This is a genomic window from Neglectibacter sp. CSJ-5 (genome assembly GCF_032490475.1).
Lineage (GTDB): Bacteria > Bacillota > Clostridia > Oscillospirales > Acutalibacteraceae > Hominenteromicrobium > Hominenteromicrobium mulieris.
In genome coordinates, this window is record NZ_JAVYJC010000002.1 from 239,626 (window position 1) to 251,602 (window position 11,977).

The 11,977-nt window shown below is 44.5% G+C and carries 12 protein-coding genes and 1 pseudogene; all 13 read right to left on the bottom strand.

Annotated elements, in window-relative coordinates; genetic code table 11:
* Nucleotides 1-11: 11 nt before the first annotated feature.
* A complete protein-coding gene (locus R2K26_RS05205; RefSeq protein WP_316519084.1) occupies nucleotides 12-614 on the bottom strand; it encodes a hypothetical protein in 603 nt (200 codons plus the stop codon).
* Nucleotides 615-860 (bottom strand): annotated as a pseudogene (locus tag R2K26_RS05210) (glycosyltransferase family A protein); the annotation flags it as partial. It lies immediately after the preceding gene.
* A 32-nt stretch (nucleotides 861-892) separates the two neighbouring features.
* A complete protein-coding gene (locus tag R2K26_RS05215; RefSeq protein WP_396897227.1) occupies nucleotides 893-1,588 on the bottom strand; it encodes an acyltransferase family protein in 696 nt (231 codons plus the stop codon).
* Entirely contained in the window at nucleotides 1,546-1,860 is a 315-nt protein-coding gene (locus R2K26_RS15440) for an acyltransferase family protein (protein WP_396897222.1), read from the bottom strand. The genes R2K26_RS05215 and R2K26_RS15440 overlap by 43 nt, the downstream gene beginning before the upstream one ends.
* Nucleotides 1,860-3,041, bottom strand: a complete 1,182-nt coding sequence (locus R2K26_RS05220; protein WP_118587473.1) for a radical SAM protein — start codon at nucleotides 3,039-3,041, stop codon at nucleotides 1,860-1,862. Before R2K26_RS05220 ends, R2K26_RS15440 begins: the two co-directional genes overlap by 1 nt.
* Nucleotides 3,034-4,071, bottom strand: coding sequence for an acyltransferase (locus R2K26_RS05225; protein WP_316519086.1), 1,038 nt, complete (start codon nucleotides 4,069-4,071; stop codon nucleotides 3,034-3,036). The genes R2K26_RS05220 and R2K26_RS05225 overlap by 8 nt, the downstream gene beginning before the upstream one ends.
* A complete protein-coding gene (locus R2K26_RS05230) occupies nucleotides 4,068-5,270 on the bottom strand; it encodes a glycosyltransferase (RefSeq protein ID WP_396897223.1) in 1,203 nt (400 codons plus the stop codon). The genes R2K26_RS05225 and R2K26_RS05230 overlap by 4 nt, the downstream gene beginning before the upstream one ends.
* Nucleotides 5,271-5,584: 314 nt before the next feature.
* Nucleotides 5,585-6,709 carry a glycosyltransferase family 4 protein gene (locus tag R2K26_RS05235; protein ID WP_316519088.1) on the bottom strand — a complete coding sequence of 375 codons (1,125 nt, stop codon included), beginning with the start codon at nucleotides 6,707-6,709 and terminating at the stop codon, nucleotides 5,585-5,587.
* A gap of 400 nt (nucleotides 6,710-7,109) precedes the next feature.
* Nucleotides 7,110-8,561, bottom strand: a complete 1,452-nt coding sequence (locus R2K26_RS05240) for a sugar transferase (RefSeq protein ID WP_316519089.1) — start codon at nucleotides 8,559-8,561, stop codon at nucleotides 7,110-7,112.
* Nucleotides 8,562-8,693: 132 nt separating this feature from the next.
* Nucleotides 8,694-9,731, bottom strand: a complete 1,038-nt coding sequence (locus R2K26_RS05245) for an LCP family protein (protein ID WP_316519090.1) — start codon at nucleotides 9,729-9,731, stop codon at nucleotides 8,694-8,696.
* Nucleotides 9,732-9,734: 3 nt separating this feature from the next.
* The gene (locus tag R2K26_RS05250; protein WP_316519091.1) at nucleotides 9,735-10,451 is read right to left on the bottom strand and encodes a hypothetical protein; all 717 of its coding nucleotides are present in this window, start codon (nucleotides 10,449-10,451) and stop codon (nucleotides 9,735-9,737) included.
* Nucleotides 10,452-10,493: 42 nt separating this feature from the next.
* Nucleotides 10,494-11,273, bottom strand: a complete 780-nt coding sequence (locus R2K26_RS05255; protein WP_316519092.1) for a class B sortase — start codon at nucleotides 11,271-11,273, stop codon at nucleotides 10,494-10,496.
* On the bottom strand, nucleotides 11,270-11,974 hold the full coding sequence (locus R2K26_RS05260) for a CpsB/CapC family capsule biosynthesis tyrosine phosphatase (protein WP_316519093.1): 705 nt from the start codon (nucleotides 11,972-11,974) through the stop codon (nucleotides 11,270-11,272). Before R2K26_RS05260 ends, R2K26_RS05255 begins: the two co-directional genes overlap by 4 nt.
* Between the last annotated feature and the right edge of the window lie 3 nt (nucleotides 11,975-11,977).

Below are 11,977 nucleotides of genomic sequence, written 5' to 3' on the forward strand. Positions count from 1 at the left end.
AATCAATCGAATTACTGTGCTTTACTCCATCGTGAATGCAAGAACAATCCACCCGGTGTGCACACTGTTGCAAGAACTTTATGTTTTGATTTGCGAATCAAATCGACAACCTTGACTCCCGCAAATCTCCCATATACAATATACTGTAGTCCACCCTTGATTCTATATCTTGTCTTTAAGTCGGACTCCATAAATTCCTCTGCTCGATGCATACACCCAATCGGCGAAGCGATATTATGCTTGCGACGATTATTGGTCAATCCACCTTCGAGATAATTTCCAACATAAATGGCCCTATTAATATGTACCATCTCATATTCTCTGGCCATTCTAACCCAAACAAGGTCTTCCCCAAGAAATTTCTCATTCGGGTATTCAGGAAAAGGGAATTCCTTCAAGCAATGTGTCTTGAACACCTCTGCCTTATCTGCGCCGGTGTCGTCACCATTTACGCGCACATCGATATAGGAACCTATTTTTTCATCTACATCAAACTTCTTGCCATTGACTTTACCATCAGGGAATGCTCTGAGAAACGCATATCCACAGATCTTATTTTGTGACTTGTATTTCTTGTGAATCTTCAGTATCGACTCAACTGCATCATCTGTCACACAGTCATCTGAATCAACTATAAAGGTGAGTTCGCTGCAAATGGTCTGTATTCCTACATTTAAAGCTGTGTGTTTTCCTCCATTACTCTTATAGATATATCGTATTGGAAAATCACTATTTTCTTGTAACTGAGTAATTAGATTTTTCGTACCATCAGTACTTCCGTCATCAACTACAAGCCACTCAAAATCTTTTACAGTTTGCTTTTGCAGCGAATCCCAAAGGCTTTGTAATCCCCCCCCGATTAAAGGTAGGGGTTAAAACTGTTACTGTCATTTTATGATCTCACTTTTCTAACTAAATTATCCTGGACAACCTTCAACACACTTGACAGAAGTAGGGTTAGCCCAATCGTCCACAATATAATTTGCAAGTTATCTACTTGTTTTCCTTCCGTCGTCTCCTTTTCAAAGAAATAAAGAATAAACGGATGGATGATATAAATTTCATAAGATATTGTTCCTAACCAAATCAGAAATCTTTTCTGTATCTTCACTTTTTTCAATAATTCAATCAGAGGAACAATAAATGCTATCGTGATAATATTCCGAAGAACCGACTGAAACAACTGATTATCAAAACCCGCCACACTTAAAACAAGTCTTCCGATAAACAAAATCACAAAAGCTGCAGTCGCAACAATTTCTTTCCTCAAATAACAGATTTCAAAATAAGAATCTATTTTTCTCTCATATACCGCCCACAGAATTCCAAGAGGCATGCCAATAATGGACGCATACATTTCATCACGTGGATTAACAAAAGCACTGATCAAAATATAGGCAATTGTTATACTCGTAAACCAATATGTTCCAACATTGATTTCTGTGTGCCGAAACACCGCATAAAACATTATATATGCAGCTATTATCACCCATATAAACCAAAGTGGCTGGATGTATCGAATTGTAAATGCTTCAGCGATTGCTCTTACAGGTGTCTGCCCCCCCAGATAATTTCTAGCCCTATCCAGGTGATTGCGACTATCACATAGGGAGCAATAATGTTCAAAAGCCTTTTGGACAGAAACCCTTGAAGATAATTCTTCTTTTGCAGTAACCCACAGGTCAAGCCATAGCCTGACATAAAGAAGAAGAACCCCACTATTGGAAATGCAATGTACCAAATCGGTTTCACATACACAGGTAAATTTGATACTCGAAAAGATATGTGGTGCAACATGATAATTATTGCCGCAATTCCTTTACAGCAATTCGTAGTCGTCCTATCCAATCGGCCATCCATCACTTCGTCTCCATCTGCTGTGCAATATCAGCATCCACGATTTCCTCGCCGGTCTTATGCTTCAGTTGCTCTTTACTTGCCTCACTCAGGCCGTTATTGATTACACAGTTCATATCGCAGGTGCTGCACTTGTCCAAATCCTCTTTAGTAACTTTGCCATCACGATAATCGCGGCAGATTTTCAGTTCGTACATGCTGTACGGATGCTTGGTGAACAGAGCCTTGAACTTGTGAACCAAAACCCAAGTAGCCGGCTTCCAGATGTACTTGTGCATAGCCGGAGAAACAGAACCGATCATCCAGCAGTCACGGTCACAGCAACGAACCTTTGCACGAACCTTCTCAGCCTCCGGGCTGTTCCACAGCTCATCCCAAGTCTGATTGTTCAGGTTGCCCATGACTTCCTTGTCCTTGGTACCATTACAAGGCATGACATCGCCATACGGATCGATGAAGAAGGTATCAAAGCTCATGTCGCAAGGCAGCAGACGCTTCTGGCCGTAGATGTAGTTAATCAGACCGTGGTTGAAGTAAGCACGGAACCACTTCTTCGGACTGTTGCTGCGGAGCAGTTCGTTGACCAGATTCTCAAAGTTCTTAGCAACCATAGGACGGTCATGGATAATGTTCTTTGCCTCAACAAAGTAGAAGCTGTTATGCAGGGAAGCGGTTGCGAACTCCATACCCATCTCGTTGGAAATCTTGTACAAAGGAACCAGATCCGGAGCATTCTTATCCTGAACCGTCATACCGAATCCAACGTCTTTCATGCCCATCTCACGCAGCTTCTTCAGCGTACCGTAACCACGCTGGTAGCCGTTCTGCAGGCCACGGATTTCATTGTTGGTCTGCTCCAGACCCTCGATGGAAATACGGATACCAATCTGCGGGAACTCCTTACACAGGTCAACGATACGATCTGTGAAGAAACCGTTAGTCGAAATGACGATACGGTCAGACTTTTTGTACAGCTCACGCACGATATCCTTCAGGTCAGTGCGAATAAACGGTTCGCCGCCAGTGATGTTCGTGAAATACATCTTCGGCAGCTTCTTGATGGTCTCGATGCTAATCTCTTCCTCCGGTTTGGAAGGTGCTTTATAACGGTTGCACATAGAGCAACGAGCGTTGCAACGATAAGTAACGATGACCGTACCATTTAACTTCTTTTCTTCAGACATGATTAACTCTCTCTTTCATACATATAATAAATTTCTCTAGTACCACTTTTGTGATGTAAGAAAAGGCAATCGCTCCAGTAAGTGTTAAAACCGCCGTTACGCCATATGAAATGGCATTTAATCCAAACATGTGATTTATCTTCAACTTCTCCAAAACTCGATAAATCATCATATGGCTCAAGTAAACCTCGAAACTAATAGAACTAAGCTTTTTTATCAGCTTGTTTTCTCCTAGCTTTCCGTCAGTAGTTATCGCAAAGATAATAATTGCCACAGAAAAAACGGCCATAACCAAGTCATTTTGACTTAGAGAATAATATGCACTAGCCGTTATCGCGAGAATTATAACTGCAACAATTCTATTATTCTTCAGCCGCTCCAACTCATCTCGATAAAGATAAATCAGGCCACCCGCCATGAAAAATATCGCACTGTACAGGATGTTTTCTCTCTCCATAAAATTTCCCAGTACATGTTGCTCATCAAAAAAGTACAACTGACAGAGAATGTTATAAATTCCAGCAATAATAAAACCAAACCATGCTCTTTTCTTTGAAAACAGCAAAAAGCAGAAAAATGGAAATAACAAGTAAAAAACAAATATCACTGCCAAAGTCCAACTCACGCCTACAACAGAAATCTGTGGGTTTGGCAGTAATCCCTGCAACATTGTAAGATTTGCAAAAATTTCGTATACACTATTCGCACTTGGAGAAATCACCACATCCAAGATGCAGAGCAAAGCAAAGAACGGCCATAGTTTTTCATATCGGCGTTTGTAGAATGTTTCTATATTAATTGTATCTGCTTTGAATTTCTCATAATATCCGCAACACATTCCAAAGGCACTTACCATCATGAACAGAATGGTAAAATTGCCCGCCGTTCCGATAACTTTTTCGAATAAAAATCCGCTTAGATCGTAATTCCCATTTGCAAGCACATGCATTAGAACAATGCCCGCTATCGCTATAACACGAACCACATCTAGCCCTGGATAATGATTACTCGCAATTTTTCTTTCACTCATCCTTGTTTATTCTCTCCGCAATACACCTTCATAGTTTTCTCGTAATATTCATCAATAGTATCGAAGCTGATGTCCTTACAGTTCTTGCTATACTGCTCGCACAGCTTCTTATCACCCCAGAGCTTCTCGATCTTCTTCTTCAGATCTTCAGCATTACCACTCTCGAACAGCTCGCCGGTCTTGCCAACCTGAATCAGTTCTGGGATACCGCCGATGTTCGCTCCCAGCACCGGCGTGCCGTACATCTGGGATTCCATCACGGAGAACGGGCAGTTCTCATACCACTCAGAAGGGTAAATGGAGAACCGTGCCTCACGGATCAGCTTTTCCAGTGCTTCACCTTTCTGGAATCCAACGTTCTTGATGTTGCTTACACCATTCACCTTATCTTCCAGCGGACCAGTACCGGCGAAGATGAACTGCACATCCGGCAGCTCCTTGCAGACCTTGATGAGTGTGCCGATACCCTTTTCCTCAGAGAAGCGACCGAAGTAGAGGACGTAATCCTTCTTCGGAGTCTCTTTCCACTCCACCTTATCGATAAAGTTGTGCATTGCCACCGTCTTTTTTGCAAACAGCGGATTGCTGTCCATCTTGCTCTTCATGAACTCCGAGCAGCAGATCATAGTGTCAATGTACTTGTAGGTGCCCTTCCACTTCCAGAACTCAGCCTCCATCATGCCGATAACCGACTTCGCCGTGGAACCGTGGATGCACTTGCCTTTCATGCAGTTCACGAAATGGCCGCCGAGGCACTTCTCACAGTTCTGGTGCGTATTCGGATTGTTCAGCATGTGGTTCGGGCAGACCAACTGGTAGTCATGTGCCGTGAAGATGATCTTACAATCTCTTCCGGTCTCCTTACGCCACTTCACGATTTCCAAGATGATGGAAGGTGTCAGTTGGTAATTAAAGTTGTTCAGGTGACAGACATCCGGCTGGAAGTCGTCCAGAACTTTTCTCAGCTGCACCCGTGCTTCCTTACTGTAGATGGTCTTGATCGGGTAGGTCAGCTTGCTCAGTTTGCTGCCACCGTGGAAGTCCATATCAGATGTATAAGCATTGACCCGGTTGCCTACGCAGCGGCCTTCGTGCTCCATTCCGAAGTACTGAACCTCATGTCCATGCTGCTCCAGTGCCTCACCCAATTTGAATATATATGTCTCACTTCCGCCGTTTCGGTGCAGAAATTTATTCAAAATCAGCGTCCTCACGTTGTATTTCTCCTTATTCTATGTTCTATTTCACTACCTCTGTTCAGATGAAGCACTTCCAATATGTTGTTCATAAACCAGACTGCTCCATACAAACGCAGGTAGTGATACTGAAAGTTCTTATGATAAAATCATCTGCTGTTGCTGAACCCAGGTAGCGAGATAAAAACTGCTCTCACAGCCTTACCCATCTCTTGAAAAGTGCCGTAAATACGCCATTTTTCTAGTGTTTTCACTATGTACATCTCACTACCTGCGTTCGGTTAGAGGAGATTATTTATTATCAATACTCTCATCTATTATTTTCTCCTGTACAGTTTCATCGTTTCCTTTACAACTTCATCCCAGTTATATTTCTCGCAGATAAAGTCAGCTGCCTGCTTCTTCATTTTCATAACCATTTCAGGATGGTCACAGGCATCTTGCAATTTTTCTTGCAAGTCCTCTACATTCGACTTTTGGAAAATTAATGCCTTATCTTCCACAACCTCTGCACATTCTGGAATATCGGATACCAGACAGCAGTTGCCGTAGCTCATTGCCTCCAGCAGACTTAATGGCATTCCTTCCAAATCAGACGGCAGCGTGTAGATGTAAGCGTTGCTGTATAGTTCATCCAGCATTGCTCCCTGCACAAACCCGGTAAAGAGAATCCGATCGTCACCCTTCGCCAGTTCTTTCAATTTCTCCATAAAGGAATCCGTATCACTGGAGCCACCTGCAATGACCATTTTTTTATCTGTCTTGGCATTCTTGAAGGCCTCAACCAGATATCGAATCCCCTTCTCCGGCACCAGACGACCGAGGAACAATATGTATGAGTCTTTTTTCAGCCCGAACTTATCTGTAATCAGACTTGCTTCCCGAATCTGTGGCCTGTTCACGCCATTAGGGATAAAGTGCGTTTCTCTTCCATAAGTTTCCTTAAAATAGTCCTGCACTCCTTTGCTCAGAACAATGACCTCGTCCGCATATTTCGCAGCATTTTTTTCGCCTTGGTGGATAAACTTAGAACCAAGTCCTGATTGCCATTTCTCGCGCTGCCAATCAATGCCATGGACGGTAACAACAACTCTTTTCCCAAACATCTTCGGCAGACATGCAAAGAACGCCGGTCCTTCGGCGTGGATGTGCACCACATCGTATCTTCCAAATGCACTACAAAGTGCTGCGAAAAAGGAAGAGCTTACCGCTGCAAGTCCCTTCTTCTCAATGGTCGGAACAACCTTTTGACGGATACCATCATATTCAATTGTTTTGTCATACTCTGCACCGCTCACATGATGGCCTGCTCTGTTGTAGCAGGTTACGTCACAGCCATTCTGTGCCATTCGGGTGCAGAGCTCTTTGACAACGATCTCTACTCCGCCTTCTCTCGATAATCGCTTCTGTCCGAACATCGCAATCGCAAATTTCTTACTCATAAATCTTTCCCACAATCCCACTCAGTTTCTTCATCTATATTTCAGCTAACACAAAAAGCGGATAGGCTCGTACACCTGTCCGCTGGCTGTCACCCCACCCTCATGGTCGAGATTTCTTCCTGTGCAGCATTTCTGCCACCCAAAAAGATCAATCGTTCATTCTTCGGGTAAGAAAATATGAACTTCGGGTAGCGGAGCCTTTCATTCTCTGCCGTACCCCCTATTATGACAGCCGCGTATTATATCTCTAGCCCCAGTTCCAGCAACCGCGATCGTATAATTTTTTTACATTTTTATCTCTCCGCTTTTGTATGTATTCTAATTTCTATCCGATATTTATACTTATAACTTATCCATTTTCCTGTGCCCCAACCTTTCAAAGATCAAAGCACATATTTTTTTACATAGAGCCATCTTTTTTCAGAACTACCATTATTGTTTTAAAAAATATTTTTATATCTAGCCCAATCTTCCAATTTGTGATATACTCTTTATCAAGACGAACTACTTCTTCAAAATCGGTAATATCACTTCGTCCGCTTACCTGCCACATACCGGTTATTCCTGGCTTAATCGCAAGTCTTGCACGATGGTGTAGCTCATAAAAATTTGTTTCTGAAATCAAAGGTGGCCTGGTTCCAATTATTGACATATCACCTTTCAACACGTTAAAAAACTGCGGAAATTCGTCAATGCTTGTTCTTCTGATAAATTCCCCAATACCAGTCTTATGTGTTCCATCTGGAAGAATCTTATTTCCAATAACTCGTGGGTCAAAATCCAATTTGAACATCTTTTCATCACCCAGTTTGTTATCTTTCATCAGTTCAGCCTTACGTTCTTCTGCATCCATATACATGCTTCGGAACTTATACATTTTAAATCTCTTTCCATTCTTTCCTACACGTTCCTGTGCAAAGAAAATCGGTCCTGGTGATGCTATGTAAATTGCTGGAGCAACAAATATAAACAAGATTCCAGTAATCAAGCATCCTACCAAACCTCCGGCAATATCCACCAGACGTTTCAGCATCAAATCTCTTGTAGATGCATAGTTAATACTGGTAGTCAGTACTGTATAATCTCCGACTTTTTCTACAAACTGCTTTTTCCCCGGCACGCTTTGTACCTTTGCAAGATTTAGATGTACTGTTACTCCGGTTTCCGTAAACTGCTCAATCAGTTCTTTTGGATATGGAACTGCACCGGATGTCACAATCAGAACTTCATCAATCCATTCTTTGCAGACATATTCGGCAGCATTTTCCATATTTGCCACTACTTTCACACCATTAATATACTTTCCTGTCATTTCCTTATCTATAACAGCAATTCCAGCAATCTTATACCGGGCATAATTATGCTCTTTCATGCTCTCTACTACTGCACTCACTACATCTGCTGAAACAACAAGAAGCAAGGAACGATTTTCACCATCTTCCATTTCCTTTCTAAGCAAATGTTTCCACAGCTCTCGTACCAGATAAGTAAGTAGAATATAGATAACGATATTCAGTATCAATGCCAGTCTGGAATATTCATGTCCTTCCTGAAGCATAAACAAATAAAGCAATAAACATGCTCCAAGAATTACTCCATGCTGTGCAGTTACAACAAAATCTTTATAATACCCTCTTTTCAAAACGTTTTTTAATGTTCCCATTGCAAACAGCACTACCAAATCTGCTACTTCCATAAAGACAGCCATATTCCTGTAAAGAATTAGCTGATATGGATTAGCTCCGTATCCGCTTAACGCATACGCCAGAACGAACGCCACCTGCAAGCAAATCAAGTCCAAGATGATAAAATCCACATGCTTTATCCATCCTGTAGAATCTTTTCTATACATACGTTCTTTCCCCTTTATTCATTTTTCAGATTCCAAAGCTTAATCAGCCGCAAAAGTAAATCGTGTTTGAACTTGGACATGAAACCTCTCCTTTATTAGTTCAATATCAAATCCCTCAATTATTCTAAAATATCACTTTTTCACTTTTTCATAAAAAACATTCATCACAAGCGCCTGCAAGGCGTCTTCATCGGGATAGAATTCCATGTATTCCTGCCCTACCTTGGCTTCACCGTCTATGGTGCGGATCTCGGAAACATCGCTTTTACTGAGTAAGTCCGCGATTTTAGAAAGCTTTTCAGCTGTGCAGTCGGAAGTAAGATAATCGCTGACCTGCAGAATCGCATTCGTAGCGAACCACGCATCGCTGTCGGCTTTTTCGGTTAGCTTCTTTTGCAGTGCTATAAGGTACTGGCGCTGGCGCTCCATTCTGTGCAGATTAGAGCTATCCTCTAGCCCGCCACGTGTGCGCACATAAGTTAGTGCATGATTACCCATTAATGTTACGGTCTCGCCTTGTACAAGCGTTGAGTCAATGGAGGAAAAATCATCCATCACTTCCACCTCGACGCCACCGACCAGATCATTTAAAATTGCCACACCATCCATTGTAATGGAGATGTAGTGGTCAATACCAACGCCATACAGCAGATTGGAAACAGCCTCTGCCGTGTTTAGACAGCTGTCCCGCTCACCCGAACCGTATGTATGCGCCAACGCAAGCTGACCGGTAAATGTACCGGCCACATCGCCTCGAACGCCCAAGATCTGAATCTTCGTCATCGTATCGCGGTTCAGCTGGATCGGCGTGCAAGCGCCGGTCTCTTTGTTAATCACAAGCAGCATCAGAAAGTCAGACTGTTCATTATTTAAATAGTTGCTTTCTTCTGTCTCCGCATATTTATCGAGACCCATCAGCAGTACGGTCTCAAGATCATTGCGGCGTGCATACCACCCGCCGTTATAATACGTCAGCTCCCGCGTATCTCCGGCTTCCTCAAGCGCAGAGGAACTGCTTCCCTCTGCGTTTGAGGAAACATCAGGGGCAGTATCCTGTCCCTGATTTTCATCCAAATTCCGGAGTAAAAGAGCAGCTGTCATCAAAAGCATGAGGACGGATAACCCGATTGCCATGCCTTTTAAGACGCGCATATTTACCCGCAGCTTCATAAATTAGCCCTTACGCTTCTTAGAAGCAACAACAGAGCCGATCACAGCTGCACATCCGAGGCCCAGAGCAGCAACGCCTGCTACACGCAGAACGCCATTGTCACTGGTCTGCGGAGAAGACGGAGCATTGGTGCTCAGCGTCGTTGTGTCAGCAGTTTCCTGCTTGTCTACAACAAAAGCGACCGGGGAGAAGCTGTCAAACGTTACGTCGACCGTACCGTCAGCATTCTGCTTTACGCGATCCTTCGGGATAATCTCCCAGTTGGAGCCCTCATAGTTGTGCAGAACGATCAGCGTTGCAGACTGGGAAAGACCCAGATTGAAGCGAACGGTGACAGAGCCACTCTCTGCTGCGGCACCCGTGACGGAAACGTCGAACAGGTCACGAACAACGAGATCTTCAACAGAAGCCTCGCTGCTGATCTCCTTCAGGTAATCGCCGATGGACGGTGCGATGTCGGTGAGCGTTGCAGCAGCCTTAATCTGCTCGTAAGCAGCCTTCAAGCCGTCTGCAATAGCCGCATCAGCGCTGTCTGCAGCGGAAACCGGAGTTACAATAACTTCGCCGTCTGCAAACGCGTTACCGTCGGCATCCGTTGCGGAAACAACTGTCGGTGCACCCTTCTGCTCAACGCTAGGGGTAAAGCCAGCAGCAAAAGACGGCACAGCAAGAGCAACTACCAGCAGGATTGCCGATAAGATTACTACGATTTTCTTCATGTTAAAACTTCCTTTCCTAAATGGGTGATTATACACCATTTATTATTCGACCTCATCGACGCATTTTGCGACGACGAGAAATCGTCTGTGTGAATTGCCCTGCAGGCAGGTGGACAGGATAAGCAATTTATCCTCTGGAGTAACAGACACATCTATACTGTGCTGCGCACCAATCTCACGCACATCGAAAATGCTGTTCAAAAACGCATTGTATCGGCGCTTGCTCGTGAAATCATACGTGTACAAAATGTGGCGGTTATCATATGGCACAGCTGCAAACACCTTGTAGTGCATTTCCTTTTCCGGCAGATACACGGTGATATCGCCGTGCTCCGTCAGCGCATTCGATTCGGAATAGACCTGCTGCAGCTTGCCAAACATCGTGCCGGCAAGCATCTGGTGTCCGTAAAGTACCGTAGCGGGGTCGTCCATTTTTCCGTCGTTATAAGAGCTTTCGGAAAAGATTGCACCCATGGAGTTATCGTTTCCGTCGCTGTCGTGCGTCAGGTAGTAATCATCGTCCCCCGCGCGCTGCAAGATCGGAAAATCAAACTCCGTACCCGGAATGCGCAGCCAAGCGTAAATATCCGGGTTTTCTTTCTGGAGTGACGCAAAGTCAATCGGACTCACATACGGCACTGCGGAATCTGTGGATGCGGAAGATACCGCTTCCGGCGTTGCTGTCGGTGTAACCGTAGCCGTGGCTTCTGGTGTGGGGTCTGCCGTTTCCGGCTGTTTTCCGCCGCGAAGCAGAAAAATACCGAGCACAATGCAGGTAGCGCCCAGTATCGCGACCAAAATGATCAGTGCGCGCTGTTTCACAGGCGTTCCCCCTTTCCTGAAAGATCCGGCAGGTTTTGTTGAAATTCGCGCCACACATCGCGCTCAACGGACTTTTGAATCACTTGTATTGCTTCTCCGAGTCTCGGAGGTCTTGTAGTCATGTTGTGGCAGTCGGAGCCCAGCACATCAATCTCGCCGCGCTGCAGCATCTTCACTGCTTTTCGCTTTGTCCTCCAGCTTAAAAAGAACAAAGCGTTGCATTGCATTTTCACGCCCTGCGCCCGCAACGCCTGCAATGCGTCACTGTTGTGAAACGGCAGGTAGCGCTCAATGTGTGCCAATAACACCTGTGTGTCCCGTCGGTTTTGAATCTCGGCCACTTCATCGGCCATGCGGCGGCTCCACTTTGCAAAAGGCATTTCAAGCAGCAGTATGTTCGTGTTTTGTATCCATAGCGCTTCCAATTCGTCAATACGGCTGACGCCGTCAAAGTAACAAACCTCTGCGCCAAGATAAACACGCGGCAAATCCGGCGTTAAAGCTTCCTGCAGCCGCGCGGCACAGGCAGCCCGTCGCTCCAAAAATTTCTGCGGACTGTTCTGCGAAGCGTAAAAATGCGGCGTTGCAGCGATTTCGGTGATGCCCTGCTCTGCGGAGGTCCGCAAAAGCTTCAGGCTCTCCTCCACACTGCTGCTGCCGTCATCCATCTTCGGCAGAATATGGGAATGAATATCGAGCATGCG

What these genes read in the sequence shown, in the direction of transcription:
- R2K26_RS05260 (WP_316519093.1), bottom strand. Translation starts at nt 11,974, where the DNA reads ATGCTCGATATTCATTCCCATATTCTGCCGAAGATGGATGACGGCAGC.
- R2K26_RS05245 (WP_316519090.1), bottom strand. Translation starts at nt 9,731, where the DNA reads ATGAAGCTGCGGGTAAATATGCGCGTCTTAAAAGGCATGGCAATCGGG.
- R2K26_RS05250 (WP_316519091.1), bottom strand. Translation starts at nt 10,451, where the DNA reads ATGAAGAAAATCGTAGTAATCTTATCGGCAATCCTGCTGGTAGTTGCT.
- R2K26_RS15440 (WP_396897222.1), bottom strand. Translation starts at nt 1,860, where the DNA reads ATGGATGGCCGATTGGATAGGACGACTACGAATTGCTGTAAAGGAATT.
- R2K26_RS05225 (WP_316519086.1), bottom strand. Translation starts at nt 4,071, where the DNA reads ATGAGTGAAAGAAAAATTGCGAGTAATCATTATCCAGGGCTAGATGTG.
- R2K26_RS05220 (WP_118587473.1), bottom strand. Translation starts at nt 3,041, where the DNA reads ATGTCTGAAGAAAAGAAGTTAAATGGTACGGTCATCGTTACTTATCGT.
- R2K26_RS05240 (WP_316519089.1), bottom strand. Translation starts at nt 8,561, where the DNA reads ATGTATAGAAAAGATTCTACAGGATGGATAAAGCATGTGGATTTTATC.
- R2K26_RS05235 (WP_316519088.1), bottom strand. Translation starts at nt 6,709, where the DNA reads ATGAGTAAGAAATTTGCGATTGCGATGTTCGGACAGAAGCGATTATCG.